This window comes from Streptomyces sp. NPDC048001 (assembly GCF_043203115.1).
Lineage (GTDB): Bacteria > Actinomycetota > Actinomycetes > Streptomycetales > Streptomycetaceae > Streptomyces > Streptomyces sanyensis.
Genome location: NZ_JBIDBN010000022.1, coordinates 1 through 17,716, shown reverse-complemented (window position 1 = coordinate 17,716; position 17,716 = coordinate 1). Strand labels below are relative to the sequence as shown.

9 protein-coding genes are annotated in these 17,716 nt (G+C 75.5%); 1 reads left to right on the top strand and 8 read right to left on the bottom strand.

The features are described from left to right. Positions 1 to 115: 115 nt before the first annotated feature. The gene (locus ACGF15_RS28620) at positions 116 to 1,288 is read right to left on the bottom strand and encodes an alpha/beta hydrolase-fold protein (protein WP_392803147.1); all 1,173 of its coding nucleotides are present in this window, start codon (positions 1,286 to 1,288) and stop codon (positions 116 to 118) included. 251 nt (positions 1,289 to 1,539) lie between these two features. On the opposite strand from ACGF15_RS28620, the gene ACGF15_RS28615 reads away from it, so the two are divergent. Then, positions 1,540 to 3,114, top strand: a complete 1,575-nt coding sequence (locus tag ACGF15_RS28615; protein WP_392803144.1) for an amidohydrolase — start codon at positions 1,540 to 1,542, stop codon at positions 3,112 to 3,114. A 161-nt stretch (positions 3,115 to 3,275) separates the two neighbouring features. On the opposite strand, the gene ACGF15_RS28610 is transcribed toward ACGF15_RS28615, so the two are convergent. The 7 genes from ACGF15_RS28610 to ACGF15_RS28580 form a co-directional block, all read right to left on the bottom strand. Continuing rightward, entirely contained in the window at positions 3,276 to 3,944 is a 669-nt protein-coding gene (locus ACGF15_RS28610) for a 4'-phosphopantetheinyl transferase family protein (RefSeq protein WP_392803141.1), read from the bottom strand. An 11-nt stretch (positions 3,945 to 3,955) separates the two neighbouring features. Continuing rightward, a complete protein-coding gene (locus ACGF15_RS28605) occupies positions 3,956 to 4,579 on the bottom strand; it encodes an isochorismatase family protein (RefSeq protein ID WP_392803138.1) in 624 nt (207 codons plus the stop codon). Between the two features lie 82 nt (positions 4,580 to 4,661). Further along, positions 4,662 to 6,323, bottom strand: a complete 1,662-nt coding sequence (locus tag ACGF15_RS28600; RefSeq protein WP_392803135.1) for a (2,3-dihydroxybenzoyl)adenylate synthase — start codon at positions 6,321 to 6,323, stop codon at positions 4,662 to 4,664. Next, positions 6,320 to 7,531: an isochorismate synthase DhbC gene (dhbC, locus tag ACGF15_RS28595; protein ID WP_345615891.1), complete on the bottom strand. Its 1,212-nt coding sequence runs from the start codon at positions 7,529 to 7,531 to the stop codon at positions 6,320 to 6,322. The genes ACGF15_RS28600 and dhbC overlap by 4 nt, the downstream gene beginning before the upstream one ends. A gap of 80 nt (positions 7,532 to 7,611) precedes the next feature. Beyond that, positions 7,612 to 8,427: a 2,3-dihydro-2,3-dihydroxybenzoate dehydrogenase gene (locus ACGF15_RS28590; RefSeq protein ID WP_392803131.1), complete on the bottom strand. Its 816-nt coding sequence runs from the start codon at positions 8,425 to 8,427 to the stop codon at positions 7,612 to 7,614. A gap of 120 nt (positions 8,428 to 8,547) precedes the next feature. Further along, a complete protein-coding gene (locus ACGF15_RS28585; RefSeq protein WP_392803188.1) occupies positions 8,548 to 15,705 on the bottom strand; it encodes an amino acid adenylation domain-containing protein in 7,158 nt (2,385 codons plus the stop codon). Between the two features lie 20 nt (positions 15,706 to 15,725). Next, positions 15,726 to 17,716: condensation domain-containing protein (locus ACGF15_RS28580; protein WP_392803128.1), on the bottom strand; the 1,991-nt coding region annotated here is incomplete at its 5' end.

Below are 17,716 nucleotides of genomic sequence, written 5' to 3'. Positions count from 1 at the left end.
CCCGCGCTCCGGCCCGGGGACGCGCTCCGGGCCCGGCTCGCCGCGTCGTCCTCCCGCCCGGGCCCGCCCCGCCGCCCGGGCCCGGGCGCCCGGGCCCGAGAGGCGGGGCGGCCGCTCAGCCGCCGAGCGCCCAGGCCACGTCCCGCAGCAGGGCGCCCCGCCAGCCCGCCCGGTCGTGCCCCGAGTCCGCCCGCCCGACCCGCACCGTCGCCCCGGCCCGGCGGGCCAGTTCCTCGACCGCCTCGCAGTGCGGCAGCATGCCCGTCTCGTGGCGCCCCACGTCGAACGCCGCGCGCAGACCGGACAGATCGGGGCCGCGGCGCAGCAGGGCGGCGGCGTCCCCGCCCACAGGGCCGCCCAGCGGGTCCGCCGGGTCCACCTCCCCGCCCCACCAGAAGGAACCCGACTGGCAGGCCAGGCGTGTCACCAGCCCCGGGAACCGCAACGCCGCGTACAGGGCGCTCAGACCGCCCAGGCTCTGTCCCGCGACCACCAGCCGGCCGGTGTCGGCGGGGACCTCCAGGTCCGCCACCCGGGGCAGCAGGTCGTCCCGGACCGCCTCCCACAGCTCGGGCCGGCAGCCGAACTCCGCCTCCCGGTCGCGGGCGGGCAGGAAGACGAGCGTCACCGGCGGCACGGCGCCCCGCGCCACCGCGTGGTCGAAGGCGGCCGCCGCCGGATGCAGATGGAGCCAGTCGTCCCCGTCCAGCAGCAGGACCAGGGGACCGCCCCCGCCCACCGGGTGGAGCCGCACCGTGCGGCGCCCCAGCGGCCCGCCGGGCGCCCACCGGATGCGGGCGGCGGGCAGGGGAAGCACGTCCCCCGGGCCGAAGAGGGGCCAGTCCGGCTGCGGCGGGGTGTCCGGGGTCGCCGCGACGGACTGCTCCCCGCCGACCCCGACCGGGTTCAACGGGTCCCCGTACGCGCCCTCCTCCGTGTCGAACCGGTAGGTCACGCGCAGCCGGCCGGGCATCCGCACCCGTGCGTACCAGCAGTCCGTGCCGCCCCAGCGGCGCAGCGGGACCGGCTCGGACCAGCTCTCGAAGACCACGCTGCCCGGCCCGCCGCGCCACAGGAACAGGGTGTCCCAGCCGCCGTCGCCCACCGGGACGGACACCGGGGACCTCGCCTGCGCCCAGAAGGCCGCGGTCCCCGGGGCCTCCGGCAGCCCGAAGGCGGCGAAGCCGGCCGCGCCGGCGGGGGCGGGACCGCCGGGAGGTCCGGGCGGGGGGACGGCGGGCGCCGGAAGGCCGGCGGCGGCCGGCGGCCGTGCTGCGTCCTGAGGCATGGACGTCTCCTTCTTCGGGAAACCGTGGTGTGGTCCGGGAAAGCGGGGGAGAAGCTGACCTCATCTGCTGTTAGGACAGGCTAACCTAAGGGGGGTCGGCCGTTCCCTCCGTTCGTGACGGTCCACGGCGGTGCGGAGCGGCCGGCCCTCCCGCGGGCACGCCGGCCCGGCCACCCGCGCCCCGCTCGCGAGGAGCGGACGCCCGACAGCGGCGTACCCGCCGCCCGTTCCGTCCCGGGGGGACACCGCCCATGCTGGACACCAGACTCACCAACGCGAGGTTCCTCACCATGGACCCCGCGCACCCCGTCGCCCGCGACCTCGGCATCTGGCGGGGCAGGATCGTCGGCCTGGACGCGGCGGTGACCTCTCTCCCCGCCCGCCGGGTCGTCGACCTCCAGGGCGCCACGGTGCTCCCCGGCTTCGTCGACGCCCATGTGCACCTGGCCTGGACCGGCTTCAAGCAGACCACCCCGAGCATCGCCGGACGCGGCCGGACCGAGGAGGTGCTGGCCGCCGTGGCGCGGGCGGCCGCGGAGCGCCCGGCCGGAGCCTGGGTGGACCTCGCCGGATACGACCAGCGGCCCCTGGGCCGCCATCTGACCGCCGCCGAACTGGACCGCGTGAGCGGCGGGCGGAAGGTGTTCCTGATGCACGAGTCCGGGCACGGATGCCTGGTCAACTCGGCCGTCCTCGCCCTGCTCCCGCCCGGCACACCCCACGAGGACGGCTTCCTCGCCGAAGGGGCGATGGGAGCCGCCCGCGCCCTGCGGCTGCCGCACTCCCAGCAGGACCTGGCCGAGGCGATCGGACGGGCGGCCCGCACCTGTCTGGCCGAGGGGGTGACCTCCTGTGCGGAGGCCGGTATCGCGGGCAGCCTCCTGGGCCACAGCCCCGTCGAGCTCGGTGCCTACCAACTCGCCCGGGAACAGGGGCTGCTGCCCCTGCGCGTGCAGCTGATGGTGTCCGCGGAGCGGCTGCGGCCGGTCGCCGCCCACCGCCTGGACGGCATGCCGAGCGCCGTCGACCTGGGGCTCCGCACCGGCCTCGGTGACTCCTGGCTGTCCGTGGGCGCGCTCAAGGTCTTCACCGACGGCGGGATGATGGCCCGCACGGCCGCCCTCAGCCGCCCCTACGAAGGGCTGGTCCACGCGGGCCAGTTGCAGGACGACCCCGAACGGCTCGTCGACACCATCGTCCGCGGCCACCTCGCGGGCTGGCAGCTCGCCGTCCACGCCATCGGCGACCGCGCGGCCGACGTCGCCCTGGACGCCCTCGCACGCGCCCAGGACCTGCGGCCCCGGCCGAAGGCCCGCCACCGTATCGAGCACGCCGGTCTGATCCGCCCCGACCAGCTCGAACGCTTCGCCCGGCTCGGCGTCGCCGCCGTGGTCCAGCCCTCGTTCCTGCGCAGCTTCGGAGACGACTACGCGGACATCATGGGCGGGGAGCGCGCCGACTGGCTCTACCGCGGGCGGGCGTTCCTGGACCGGGGCATCACGCTCGTCGGCAGCTCCGACCGCCCCGTGGCGGACGGATCCCCCCTGCGCGCCGTCCAGTTCATGGTCGAGCGGGCGAGCCACTCCGGCCGTCTGATCGGCCCGGACGAGGGGATCACCGTGCAGCAGGCGCTGCACGCCTACACGGCCGCCGGGGCGTTCGCCTGCCACCGGGAGGACGAGCTGGGCAGCCTCGCTCCGGGCCGCCTCGCCGACCTGGTGGTCCTCGGCGACGACCCCTCCCGCGTCGAACCCTCGCGGATCGGCGGCATCGAGGTGGTGCAGACCTGGGTGGACGGCCGCCCGGTCCACGGCGCGGGGACCTGAGGCCGCCACGCCCCCGGCCGGGCGGGAGCACCCACCGGCTCGGGGCGTGGCGGGACGGGGCCCGGGCCTCGCCGCCGACCGGGCGAAGCCGCGCGACCTCGCCCGGTTCCGGGACATGGCGTGGTGCGTCGGTCCTCCGGTCTCCTCCTGCGCCGGGTGCGCTACGGTCCACGGCGCCCGACGGGCTCCGCCACGGCCAGCGCCGCGCGGTGGCCCCCGGGAGCCGGGAGATCGGTCAGGACCAGCCCCGGGACCTGTGCCGGCCGCCCGGCCGAGCCGACGTAGGGCTCCTCGGCCCCTTCGGTCAGGGCCAGTCCGGTGGCCTTCAGCGCGGCCTCCTTGCGGGCCCAGCAGCGGGCCAGCCGCGCGGCCAGCTCCGCGTCCGCGAGGCCCGTCAGCTCCTCGCGCTCGCGCAGGTGCAGCGCGGGCAGCACCTCGCGGGCGGTGGCCGCGCCCGGCACCGCCTCCACGTCCACACCGACCGGCGCGCAGGCCAGGGCGAGCAGGACGTGGTCGGCGGTGTGCGAGAGCGAGAAGTGGACCGGGTGGCCGTCGAGGTACGGCTTGCCGTGGGGGCCGCCGCACCCCGGGCACGCCCGGCGGCGGAACACCAGGCGCTCCGGGGCCTCGCCCAGGTGCGCGCCGAGGACCAGCCGCAGCAGCACATGGGCGACCCGGTGGCGCTCGGCGTCCCGGGCCCGGCGGAACCCCTCGGCCCGCCGGGTCTCCTGCGCGTCCAGCATCCCGGCCATGGCCCGGGCGGCCGCCGCGTTGCCGGCCACCGGGGCGTGGAACACCCCCGGGTGACCGGCCAGTTCCTCGTAGCGCATGGCGGTCCGCCTCAGAAGACGCGGTCGGTGGTGGTGACGGCGGCGCAGCGCCCCGCGGCCCATTCGAGCGCCATGCGGTGCTCCCGCTCGGAGAAGTCCGCCACCGCGTCGGCGACCACGAACGCCCGGATGTCCTGCATCCAGGCGTCGCAGGCCGTCATCAGCACACCGATGTGGGCGTAGACACCGGTGATCACCAGTTGGTCGCGTCCCTGTTCGCGCATCCGCTCCAGCAGGTCGGTGCGGACGAAGGCGCTGTACTTCCACTTGGTCAGCACGGTGTCCCCGTCGGCCGGGGCGACCGCCTCGGCGATCGCCGAGGCATGCGCGTCGGGCGGCACGCCCGGCCCCCAGAAGTCCTGCTGGAGACCGCGTTCCTCGGGGGTCTGGCCCCCGGGCTGGGCGGTGTAGACGACCGGGACGCCGAGCGGGCCCGCCTCGCGGCGCAGCCGGTTGACGTTGTCCGTCAGGATCGTCGCCGGTTCCGCATCGGTGTCGAAGGCGGAGAGGAAGTGGTTCTGCAGGTCGTGGACCAGCAGGACGGCGCGGTCGGGGTCGACTGTCCAGGAGACCCGGTTGGCGGGCAGTTCCCGGGCACGGGGCATGGGGTAGGGCGAGACGGCGGGCAGAGCCATGGTGGTTCGCTTTCGGGGCGTTGCGCGGCGCGCGGGGCGCCGCGTACGGAGACGGGACTGCGGGAGGGGCGGGGGGCGGAGGTCAGGCGGAGGGCGCGGCGGCCGTCCGCAGGTCCTTCTTGGACACCTTGCCCACGCCCGTCGTGGGGAAGGCGTCCACGAAGACGATCCGGTCGGGGATCTTGTACGCGGCGAGGCCCCGCCCCCGGAGGAAGGACTTCAGGGCCATGGCCCCGACCGGCTCGGCGCCGTCCCGCAGGATCACATGGGCGCAGCTCCGCTCGCCCAGGTAGGGGTCGGGCTCGGCGACCACGTTGGCGTCGTGCACCGAGGCATGGGCGAGGAGGTGGTTCTCGACCTCCTCGGCCGCGATCTTCTCGCCGCCGCGGTTGATCTGGTCCTTGGCCCTGCCCTCCACCACGAGGTGGCCGCTCGGCGTCAGCCGGACGAGGTCGCCGGTGCGGTAGAAGCCGTCCTCGGTGAAGGCCCGCTCGTTGTGCTCGGGCGCGTTCCAGTAGCCGCGGATGGTGTACGGGCCCCGGGTGAGCAGGTGGCCCGTCGTGCCCACCGGCACCGGGCGGTCCTCGTCGTCGACGACGAGGATCTCGTCATCGGGGGAGATGGGCCGGCCCTGCGTGGTGACCCGGAGTTCCGGGTCGTCGTCCAGGCGCGTGTAGTTGACCAGTCCCTCGGCCATGCCGAACACCTGCTGGAGCGTGCATCCGAGAGCGGGGGCCACCCGCCGCGCGGCTTCCTCGGAGAACGTGGCCCCGCCGACCAGCAGCACCTGGAGCGAGGACAGGTCGTAGGCGGTGCGCGGCGCCGCCTCCGTCCACACCAGGGCCAGCGGCGGCACCAGGCCGGTCAGGGTGACGCCCTCGTCCTGGATGATGCGGAACGCCGTGTCCGGGGAGGGCTGCGGGCACATCACCACCCGGCCCCCCGCGTGCAGGGTGCCGAGCGAACCGGGCGAGGAGAGCGGGAAGTTGTGTGCGGCGGGCAGCACGCACAGGTAGACGCTGTCCTCGGTGACCGCGCAGATCTCGTTGGAGCCGCGCAGCGAGTACAGGTAGTCGTCGTGGGTGCGCGGGATCAGCTTGGGTACGCCCGTGCTGCCGCCCGACAGCTGGAGGAACGCCAGGTCGGAGGCGGAGGGCCCGGTGTGCCGGGGTGCCGGTCGGGCGTAGACCTCGGAAAGGGCCTCGAAGGGGCCCGCGTCGTCGGAGGCGACGAGCACGTGCCGCAGCGAGGGGCACGAGGCGAGGACCTGGGTGGCCAGGGCGCGGTAGTCGTACCCGCCGTGCTCGCCGGGGACGATGTAGGCGGCCGCCCCGGTGAAGCGGCAGAAGTAGGAGATCTCGCTGAGGCGGTGGGCGGGCAGGGCGAACACGGGCAGCGCCCCGAGCCGGAAGAGGGCGAAGACGACCTCCAGGAACTCGCCCACGTTGGGCAGTTGGACGACGACCTTGTCGCCGTGTCCGATGCCCCGCGCCGCGAGCCCGGTGGCCAGGGCGTCCGCACGCCGGTCGAGTTCGGCGTAGGTCCAGGTGCGGCGGGAGCCGTCCGGGCCGCCGAAGTCGACGACGGCGACGCGCCCGGGGTGGGCCCCGGCCCGTTCGCGGAGCATCCCGCCGAAGGTCTGCCCCCGCCACCAGCCGGCGGCGCGGTAGCGTTCGGCGAACTCCGCGGGCCAGGTCGGTGCGGGCCCGGCCGGGGCGGTGAGGGCCTCTGCGGTGTCGGTCACAGTACTGCTCCCACGGCGTTCAGGAAGGTGCGGAACTTGGCGGCGGTCTCGGCCGTCTCCGCTTCGGGGTCGGAGGCGGCGATGACGCCGGCGCCCGCGTACAGGCGCAGGGCGCGCTCCTCCGCCTCGGCGCAGCGGATGGTCACCACCCATTCGCCGTTGCCGTCCGCGTCGCCCCAGCCGACCATGCCGGTGAAGAAGCCGCGGTCGAAGGGCTCGGTCTCCCGGATGACCCGGCGCGCGAGGTCGGTGGGTGTGCCGCACACCGCGGGGGTGGGGTGGAGCGCGGAGGCGATGTCCAGTGCGGACACCTCGGGGGACGCGAGGGTGCCGGTCACGGTGGTGGACAGGTGCCACATGGTGGCCGTGCGGATCAGGGACGGCCGCGCGGGGACCTCGATGGCCGAGCAGTAGGGCGCCATGGCCTGGTGGACGGCGTCGACCACGACGGCGTGCTCGTGGAGGTCCTTGGCCGAGGAGAGCAGGGCCGCCGCCCTCGTCACGTCCTCGGCGAGGTCCTCGCTGCGCGGCGCGGAGCCGGCCAGGGGGTTGGAGACCAGGCGGTCGCCCCGGCGCGAGACGAGCAGTTCGGGGCTGGCGCCGAGGAGGGTGCGGCCCTGGCCGACGGGCAGGGCGAAGGTGTACCCGGAGGGGTCCCTGCGGGCGAGGCGCTGCACCATGGCGGGCAGGTCCAGGACGTCGGGCCCGGAGATCCGCAGGGTGCGGGCCAGGACCACCTTGCTGAGCTCGCCCCGCCACATCCGGTCCACGGCCGCGGCGACGCCCTTGGCGTACACGTCCGGCTCGGGGTCGGGGGTGATCGTCCAGGCGGCGTCGGCGGGCCCGGCCTGCGGGGGAAGGGCGACGAGCGGGTCGGCGGCGAGCGGCGGCCCGGTGCGCAGCGTCTCCGGGACGACGAGCGCGGACGGGGCGCCGGCGTCGAAGGGGACGGCGCCGATCACGACCGGGGCCGTCGCGCCGCCGGCGCGGGCCGCGCGCAGGGCGCCGGCGACGCGTTCCGCGACCGGTTCGGCGCCGTGCGGTATCTCCGTGCGGGTCCCGTGGGCCAGCAGGGTGCGGGTGGGGGTGGCGAGAAGCCGGTCGCCGGACCGGAAGGCGTCGAGGAGGCCGGTGGCGGCTCCCACGGCCGGGTGCGAGGGGGCGGGGGGTGCGGGTCTGTGCGCGGTGGCCTGATGGACCGTCGACACGGGAGGCTCCTTGGTCGGGGCTGCGGGTGGGGTGCGGGGGCTGGTGCCCTGGTGGGGCGGGCGCGTTCGGTGTGTCGCCGTCAGCGCAGTGTCGCGCCCCCGTCGACGTAGACGTCCTGCATGGTGATGTGGCGGGCGCGGTCGGAGCACAGGAAGACGACCGTCTCCGCGACGTCCTGCGGTGTGGCGATGCGGCCGAGGGGGATGCCGGTCCGGTGGGTGGCGAGATCGCCGTCGAGGACGCGCCGCTCGGCCGCCGGACCGTCCCACAGGGCGCGCTGCATGGGGGTGTCCGTCGAGCCGGGGCACACCGCGTTGCAGCGCACGCCGGCTGCGGCGACCTCCAGCCCGAGGCACTTGGTGAACATGACGGCGGCGGCCTTGGAGGCGGCGTAGGCGCTCATGCCCGCCCGGGGGATTCCGGCCGCGTTGGAGGCGACCGTGACGACCGCGCCCCGGCCGCGCTCCGCCATCCCGGCGACCACCGCACGGCTGAGGTGGAGGACGCCGGTGGTGTTGACGGCGAACACGGCCGCCCAGTCCTCGTCGGCGAGTTCCAGCACGGGGCCGGTGCGGAGCACCCCGGCGACGTTGACGAGGATGTCGACGGGGCCGAGTTCCCGCTCGATCCGTGCGACGGCCCGGTCGACCCCGTGCCGGTCGGTCACGTCCAGCGGGTATCCGGTGATCCTGCCGGCCGCGTTGCCCTGCCCGTGGCCGTCGGCCAGGGTGCGCACGGTTTCCGCCAGTTCCGCCGGGGCGCGGTCGGTGGCGGCCACCGCGGCCCCCTCGCGCAGCAGTGCGGCGGCCACCGCCTCGCCGATGCCCCGTGCGGCGCCGGTGACCAGGGCCACGCGGCCGCTCAGCGTGCCGTTCGCGATGCCGTTCTCGGACACGATCCCTCCCTTTCTTAGGCAAGGCTAACCTAAGTTGCTATGTCGTGTGCGAAGCCCCCGGCCGGGGCCCGCCTGCGTCGGATCGGCGGACCCGCGGCCGGGGACGGGGGAGTTGACGGATCAGCGCCCGGCGGACCGCAGCGCCTCGTCCAGCACGGGCCCGATCCGGTCCAGCATCCGCGGCGACATCAGCTCGTCGTGCGAGCAGTCCAGCGCATGCTCCTCCAGGGTCCCGTCCACATACGGCGGCCACACCGCCGCCGGGGCGTCCCCGGCGGCCGTGGACCGCGTGGCCGTGAAGAACAGCACGTCCCCCCGGTAGTGCCGGGTGGTGCTGCGCGACAGCAGGCGGACGCAGTGCACATTGGTGTCCACGATGCGGTGCAGGAGCTCCTCGTCGAACCCGGCGAGCAGGCCCCGGCTGTCCCGGATGGCGGCCACGGCCTCCTCGCGGGACACCCCGTGGCCCGCCCCGTCCTCGGAGCCCAGACCGGCGACGGAGAGCAGGAACCCGCTCTCCTCCCGCTCCAGCCGCTCCCGCCGGTCCGGCGAGTCCAGGGCGGTCCAGTCCTCCCGCTCCGGCGGGTAGGCGTCCAGCAGGGCGAGGAACGCCACCTCCTCGCCGCGCTCCTGGAGCAGCGCGGCCAGCGTGTGGGCCACCGTGCCGCCGAAGGAGTAGCCGGCGAAGTGGTAGGGGCCCTCCGGCTGCACCGCGCGGATCCCCTCCAGATACAGCTCGGCCAGCTCGGCCGCGTCCGCCGCCTCGGGCAGCGGGCCGGACAGGCCCGGGGACTGCACCGCGTACACGGGGCGGCCCCGGTCGAGGTGGCGCAGCAGCCCGGTGTACTGCCAGCCGAAGCCGGACGCCGGGTGGAAGCAGAACAGCGGCAGTTCGGACCCGCCCTCCCGCAGCGGCATCAGCACCCGCAGCGCGTCCCGCCGGGCGTCCGAGCCGATACGGGCGGCCACGTCGGCGACCGTGGGGGCCGACATCACCGTGCCGACCTGCACCGGCACGCCCAACTCGGCCCGGATGCGGCCGACCAGCCTCATCGCCAGCAGGGAGTGCCCGCCCAGCTCGAAGAAGTTGTCCTCCACCCCCACGCGTTCGAGCCCCAGCACCTCGGCGAAGACCCGGCACAGCAGCTCCTCGCGGGCGTCCCGCGGGGCCCGGCCGCCCCCGGCCTCGCCGAGGTCGGGTGCAGGCAGCGCGGCCCGGTCCACCTTGCCGTTCACGGTCAGCGGCAGCGCGGGCAGCGTGACGAACGCGCTCGGCACCATGAACTCCGGCAGCACCGCCGACAGCCGCGTCCGCAGCTCCGCCGCGTCCGGCCCCGCGGACGCCTCCCCGCCGGCCCCCGCGGGGGCGGCCGGGACGGTGTAGGCCACCAGGCGCCGGACCCCGTTCGGGGCCGTGTGCACCACGACCGCCGCCGCCGCGACGCCGGGCACGTCGGCCACCGCGGACTCGATCTCGCCCGGCTCGATGCGGAAGCCGCGGATCTTGACCTGGTGGTCGGTGCGGCCCAGGTAGTCGATCCGGCCGTCCGCGCGCCGGCGGACCAGGTCGCCCGTGCGGTACATCAGGGTGCCCGGCTCCCCGAACGGGTCGGCCACGAACCGCTCGGCCGTCAGCCCGGGACGCCGGAAGTAGCCGCGGGCCAGGCCCGCGCCCGCCAGGTACAGCTCGCCCGGGACGCCGACGGGGACCGGGCGGAGCGCCCCGTCGAGCACATGGGCCCGGGTGTTGAAGATGGGTCTGCCCACACAGGACGTGGTGCTCTCCGCCACGTCCGCGCCGAGCGCGTTGATCGTGTACTCCGTCGGGCCGTAGAGGTTGTAGCCCTTCACGCCCTCGGTGTCCCGCAGCAGCGTCCACAGCGCGTCGGGGACCGCCTCGCCACCGAGCAGCACCAGCGTCGGACGGTGCCGGCCGGCGTCGAGGAGGCCCGCGTCGATCAGCTGCTGGCCGTACGACGGGGTGACGTTGACGACGTCGATGCCCACCCGGTCGTAGTGCGCGGTGAGCGCCACCGGGTCCAGCCTCAGCTCCTCGCCGATGACGTGCACCTCATGACCGTCCACCAGCCAGAAGAACTCCTCCCAGGACATGTCGAAGGCGAAGGACACGGTGTGCGCCACCTTCATCCGGCGTCCGCCCGCGAGCTTCACCGCCCCGTCGAAGATCCGCTCGCGGTGGTTGGCGAGCATGTTCGTCAAGCCGGAGTACGGCACCACGACGCCCTTCGGGCGCCCGGTGGAGCCCGAGGTGTAGATCAGGTACGCCGGGTGGCGTCCGTCCCGCACGCCGCCGAGCTCGTCGTCCGCCACCGGACGGCCGGGGAGCGAGGCCAGCTCCCCTGCCGTCGCCTCCTCGTCGAGCCGGAGCGCCGGCACACCGGGCACCTGCGGGACCCGGTCCGCCACGCCCGAGGTGGTGACCAGGCACAGCGGCTCCGCATCGGAGACCATCGCCGCCAGCCGGTCCACCGGATGGTCCAGGTCCAGCGGCAGATAGGCGGACCCCGTCTTGAGCACGGCGAACAGCGAGACCACGAAGTCCGCCGACCGCGGCAGCCCCAGGGCGACGCACCGCTCGGGCCCGGCCCCCCGTGCGATCAGGGCCCGCGCCAGCCGGCAGGCCCGCTCGTCCAGCTCGGCGTAGCTCAGGCGCTCGTCCTCGAACACCAGGGCCGTGGCCTCCGGTGAGGCGGCCGCCTGACGGGCGAACAGGTCCGCCACCGACACCTCGGGCACCTCGTGCCCCATGTCGTCGCCGAGCGCGTGCAGGGCCTCCCGCCGGGCCGCGGGGAGGGTGTGCAGCCGTCCCACCGGGAGGGCTCCGCCGTCCGCGAACTGCTCCACCAGCAGCCGCAGCCGGCCGGCCACCTCCTCGGCCGCCTCACGGTCGTAGAGGTCCGGACGGTAGGCGACGCTCAGCTCCAGCGACCGCTCCGGGGTGACCGCCAGCGTCAGCGGGTAGTGGGTGCCGTCCACACTGTGCGTCCAGCCGATGTGGTGGGCCTCCTTGACCTCCTCGCGCGTCGCGTCGTCCAGCGGCGTGTTGCGGAACACGTACAGCGTGTCGAAGAGCTGCCCGAGCCCGGTGGTCCGCTGGATCCGGCCGAGGCCCACATGGTGGTGCGGCAGCAGGGCCGCGTGCTCCCGCTGCACCCGCACCAGCAGCTCCCGCAGCGTCTCGGCCGGCCGCAGCGCCACACGGAACGGCAGCGTGTTCATGAACATGCCGATCATCCGGTCGACCCCCGGGATGTCCCCCGGGCGCCCCGACACCGTGGCACCGAAGACCACGTCGTCCCGGCCGGTGAGCTGCGCGAGCGACAGCGCCCAGGCCGTCGACAGCACCGTGTTCAGGGTGACGCCGCAGCCCCGGGCGAAGCCCCGCAGCCGGTCGCTCGCCGCCTCGTCGAGAGTGACGTCCACGACCTCGGCCGTCACCGGCCGGCGCGCCGGATCCGCCGGCGCCACCAGCGTCGCCTGGTCCAGGCCCGCCAGGTGCGCGCGCCAGGCGCCGACCGCCGCCTCCGCGTCCGTACCCGCCAGCCAGGCGAGGAAGTCGCGGTACGGGGTGACCGGCGGCATGCCCTCCGCGTCCCCGCCGCGGCCGTACAGGGTGAACAGCTCCTCGAAGAACAGCGACTCCGACCATCCGTCGGTGAGGATGTGGTGCTGCGTCACACACAGCATCCAGCGCTCCTCCGCGAACTTCAGCAGGGTCACCCGCATCAGCGGGGGCGCCGCCAGGTCGAAGCGGGTCGCCGCGTCGGCCAGTGAGAACTCCCGCTGGACCTCCCGCTGCGCCGCCTCGTCCAGGCCGGTCAGGTCCCGCACTTCGAACGGCAGCTCCCAGGAGCCCGGCACCACCTGCACCGGGCCCTCCAGCCCCTCGTGCCAGAAGCCCGCCCGCAGGTTGGGGTGGCGGCCCAGCATCCCGTCGAAGGCCGCCCGCAGCGCCGGGACGTCCACGGCGTGCCGAAGCTCCACGAAGTTCTGCATGAGGTAGACGTCCAGCGCCCGGTCGTCGTAGACGGCGTGGAAGTACAGCCCCTCCTGGAGCGGCGCCGTCGGAAGGACCTCCGCGACGTCGCCGAACACCCCGTCGACCACCGCGCGCCCGGCCTCGTCGAGGACCGGCGGCAGCCCGGCCGGGCCCGCCCCGGCGGCCTCCTCGCCCAGGGAGCGGGCGGCGGCCGCCAGACCGGCCACCGTGCGCTGCTCGAAGACATCGCGCGGGGTGAGCACCAACCCCTCCTTGCGCGCACGGGTGACCAACCGGATGGAGACGATGCTGTCCCCGCCGAGCGTGAAGAAGTCGTCGTCCACACCGGTCGATTCGAGGCCCAGCACCTCGCGGAAGACCCGGCACAGCGTCTCCTCCCGTGCGTCCCGCGGAGCCCGCGAGCCGGCGGAGCCGCCCAGCACCGGAGCGGGCAGCGCGGCCCGGTCCAGCTTGCCGTTCACCGTCGTCGGCAGGGCGGGGAGCACCACCACCGCGGCCGGGACCATGTGGTCCGGCAGCCCGGCGGCCAGCTCCTCGCGCAGCCGCCCGGGCTCGGCCGTCCCGGTGACGTAGCCGACCAGCCGCTTCACCCCCGGGGTGTCCTCGCGCACCACCACCGCGGCCGAGCCCACCCCGGCGCACGCGGTCAGCGCGGCCTCCACCTCGGCGGGCTCGATCCGGAAGCCGCGCAGCTTGACCTGGTCGTCGGTGCGCCCCAGGTACTCCAGCTCGCCGTCCGGACGCAGCCGCACCAGGTCGCCCGTGCGGTACATCCGGGCCCCCGGGCCCCCGAACGGATCGGCCGTGAACCGCTCCGCGGTCAGCGCGTACCGGCCCAGGTAGCCGCGGGCCAGACCGTGCCCGGAGAGGTACAGCTCGCCGGCCGTCCCGGCCGGCACCGGGCGCAGCGCCGCGTCCAGGACATAGGCGCGGGTGTTGCCGATCGGGCGGCCCACCACGGGTTCGGCGCCGGCGGACAGATCGGCCGCGAGCGCGTCCACGGTGTACTCGGTCGGGCCGTAGAGGTTGACCGACATCACGCCGTCGGCGGCGCGCACCTCGGACCACAGCGCCGGCGGAACCGCCTCGCCGCCGAGCAGCAGCAGCCCCGGACGGTGCCGGTCCGCGTCCAGCAGGCCCCAGTCCACGAGCTGCCGGGCATAGGTCGGGGTGACGTCCATGGCGTCGATCCGCCGCTCGCGCACATAGCCGACCACGAACTCCGCGTCCCGGCGGCCCACCTCGTCCAGTACGTGCAGCTCATGCCCGGCGACCAGCCAGAACAACTGCTCCCAGGAGGTGTCGAAGCTGAACGAGGCCGTGTGCAGGGCCCGCAGGGCGCGGCCGCCGGAGGCGGCCACCACCGGGCCGAACACCTCGGTCAGATGGTTGGTGTACAGGTTCGACAGACCCCCGTGGGTCAGCACCACACCCTTGGGGCGGCCGGTGGACCCGGAGGTGTAGATGACGTACGCGGGGTGCTCGGCGCCCACCTCGCACACCGCGGGCGGGGCCGAGGAGAGCGCCGCGGCGGTCGGCTCGGCGTCCAGGACCAGGCGCTCCGGCCCGTCCGCGGGCAGCAGCCCCGAGGCCTTCTCGGTGGTCACCACGCACACCGGAGCGGCATCCCGCAGCATGTGGTCGAGGCGGTCCACCGGGTGGTCGAGGTCCAGGGGCAGATACGCGCCGCCCGCCTTCAGCACCGCGAGGACCGCCACGACCGTGTCGGCCGAGCGCGGCACCGCCAGGGCGACCACCGACTCCGGCCCGACCCCGCGCCGGGCCAGCAGTCCCGCCAACCGGCCCGCCCGCTCGTCCAGTTCGGCGAAGGTCAGCGACACCTCGCCCGCCACCACCGCCGTGCGGCCGGGGGTGCGGGCCGCCTGCTCCGCGAACCGGTCCGCGACCGTGCCGCCCGGCACGTCGCGGACGGGACCGCCCCAGGTCGAGCGGACCCGCTCCAGCTCGGCCGGGGTGAGCAGCTCCAGCGCCCCGACCGGCGTCGTCGGCGCTGAGGTGATCCGCTCCAGCGTCTGCACCAGCCGCTCCGCCACCGCGGCGGTGCGGCGGGCGTCGAACAGGTCCGGCCGGTGCTCCAGGCGCAGTTCCACCCGCTCGTCCAGGGACACCGCGAGGGTCAGCGGGTAGTGGGTGGCGTCCCGCGCCTCGACGCCGGCCACCCGCAGCCCGTCCGCGGACTCGTGGCGGGCGGCGGGGTCGACCGGATAGTTCTCGATCACCACCAGGGTGTCGAACAGCTCTCCGCCGCCCGCCTGCTTCTGGATCCGCCCGAGCCCGAGGTGGTGGTGGGCGAGCAGCGCGTTCTGCTCGTCGCGGAACCGGCGCAGGAGCTGCTCCACGCTCTCCTGCGGGCGTGCCGTCATCCGCACCGGCACCGTGGTGATGAACAGGCCGAGCATGGACTCCACGTCCGGCAGCTCGTCCGGCCGACCGGAGACGGTCAGGCCGAAGACCACGTCCCGGCGCCCCGTCAGCCCTCCGAGGACCAGACCCCAGGCGCACTGGATCAGCGTGCTCGGCGTGGTGCCGAGCCGCCGTGCGGTGGCCGCCAGCCGTGCCCCGGCCTCGGCCGACAGCTCCACCCGGTGCGCGCCGGGCCGCGAGGCGCGCCGCGCGGGGTCGGGCGGGGCCACGAGCGAGGCGTCCTCCAGCCCCTCCAGCGCGGTGCGCCAGGCCGCCTCGGCGGCCGGCGCGTCCTGCCGCCCCAGCCAGCGCAGGTAGTCGCGGTAGGGACGCACCGCGGGCAGCGCCCCGGTGTCCCCGTCGTGCTCGTACAGGGCGAGGAGGTCCTTCACCAGCAGCGGCATCGACCAGCCGTCGACCAGGATGTGGTGGACGGTGACCACCAGCCGGTGGTCCCCCTCGCCGCAGCGGGCGAGCACCAGCCGCAGCAGCGGGGGCCTGTGCAGGGCGAACCGCTCGGCCTGCTCCGCACGCTCCAGCTCGCGCAGCGCCTCCGCAGGGGGGACCGCCCCGGCCGCGAGGTCCACGAACCGCAGCGGAGTGCGTACCCCGGCGGGCACGAACTGGACCGGCTGCGGCACCCCCTCGTGCCAGAACCCGGCGCGCAGGTTGGGGTGGCGGCGCAGCAGCGCGGCCGCGGCCCGCTCCAGGCGGGCGGTCTCCAGCGGCCCCCGAAGGGTCACCGACACCTGCACGGTGTACACGTCGGTGGACTCCTGGTCGTACACCGCGTGGAACAGCATGCCCTGCTGCAGGGGGGACAGCGGCAGCATGTCCTCGATACGAGCCTGCGTCACTGCTGGGCCCTCCACATTTCTTCGAGCATGGTGATCTGGTCCTGGTCGAGGTCGAGCAGGTCGAGGTCCGAGGGCGTGTGCCCGGCGGTGGAACCGCCCGCCGCCCACGCGGTCAGCGCGTCGAGGGCGGCCGTCCAGCCGTCCACGAGTTCACCGACGGCGTCCTGGGGCAGGGCCTCGCCCGCCCAGATGAAGGTCGCGGACAGCTCGGGGCCGTCCTCCCCGCCGACGATCTCCGCGTTGATCTCCAGGACGTGGGAGAGCGGAGTGGCGGGGTCCGGCCGCACCGCGAGGGCGTCCGCCTCGGGGGCGGGCCCCCAGTCGCCGGCGTCCGGTCGCGCGGTCTGCCGCCCCAGGTAGTTCCACAGGATCTCGGGGCGGGCATCCGGATCGAACAACCTTGCGGTGCCCGCGTTCAGATACCGCAGCAGCCCCGCGCCGAGGCCGCCGTCCGGCACGCCCCTGAGCAGCTCCTTGACCTCCTTGAGCGCCGCGCCTGCGTCCTCGCGCCCGTCGACCACGGCCGCCGGGTCGTAGCCGCCGGCCGCCAGGCGCAGCGGGTACAGGCTGGTGAGCCAGCCCACCGTGCGCGACAGGTCCGCGTCCGGCAGCAGTTCGGACTCCCGGCCGTGCCCCTCCAGGTCCACGGTGAGACCGGCCGCCGCCGCAGCACGCCCGTTGCGTGCGGCCCACGCGCCCACGGCGAGCGCGAGCGCGGTCAGCAGGGTGTCGTTCACGGTGCCGTGGAAGGCGGACGGCACCTCGCCGAGCAGCGGTCCGGTGCGCTCGGCCGGCAGCCGCAGCGTCAGATGCCGCGCGGTGGCCACCGTGTCGCGCTCCGCATCCAGGGCGCGGTCGGCCAGGACCCGCTCCCGGGGAGCCGCCTCCAGCCACCGGCCGAGTTCGGCGAGCCGCCGTGCGCTGTGCGCCTCCTGGAGCAGTCCGGCCGTCCACCGGCGCAGGGAGGTCGGCACCGCGTCGAGCGCCGCTCCCCGGCCCGCCGCGGCCGACTCCCAGGCCGAGCGCAGGTCCGGCAGCAGGATCTGCCAGGACACCTCGTCGACCACCAGGTGGTGCGCCACCAGCAGCAGCCTGCCCGGGGCGCCGGGGCCGGCGTCGAGGTGCACCGCCCGCAGCGTCTCGCCCGCGGCGGGGTCCAGCGCGCCGGCCGCACGGTCGGACTCGCGGGCCACGGCCTCGCGCAGGGCGCCGGAGGCCGACGCGTCGACCTCCACGGTGCGCAGCAGCGCCTCCGCGTCCAGCCCTCCCACCGGGGCGACCTCGGCGCTCCACACCCCGGGGCGGACGACGGTGAGCACCTGCCGCAGCCCGTCGTGGCGCTCGATCACGGCGCGCAGCGCCGAGACGAGGTCCGCGCGCCGCACCCCGGCGGGCAGCCGGACCAGGCGTGCCTGGCAGAAGCGGGCGAACGGGCCGCCGCGGGAGGCGAACCAGTGCGCCACGGGGGGCAGGACCAGGGCACCGGTCCCCACGTCCGCCGCCTGCGGGCGGGGTGCCTTCTCCGGGGCCGGGGCGCAGACGGCGGCCAGCCCTGCCGGCGTCGGGTGCTCGAACACCTGCCGCGCGGTGAGGGACAGCCCCTGCTTGCGGGCCAGGCCGACGAACCGGATGGAGACGATGCTGTCCCCGCCGAGCTCGAAGAAGTTGTCCTCGGGACCCACCGCGGGCACACCGAGCACCTCGGCCATCAGCCCGGCGAGCACCGCCGCCGGCCCGTCCGGCGGACCGGCCGGCACCGCCGCGCCGGCGCCGGTCACCGGGGCGGGGACAGGGGTGGGGACAGGGGTGGGTGGTGTGGGGAGTGCGGTGTGGTCGAGTTTGCCGTTGGGGGTGGTGGGGAGGGTGTCGAGTTCGATGAGGGTGGTGGGGATCATGTAGTCGGGGAGGTGTTGGGCGGTGTGGTGGCGGAGGGTGGTGGGGTTGAGGGTGTGTCCGGGGGTGGGGATGGTGTAGGCGATGAGGCGGG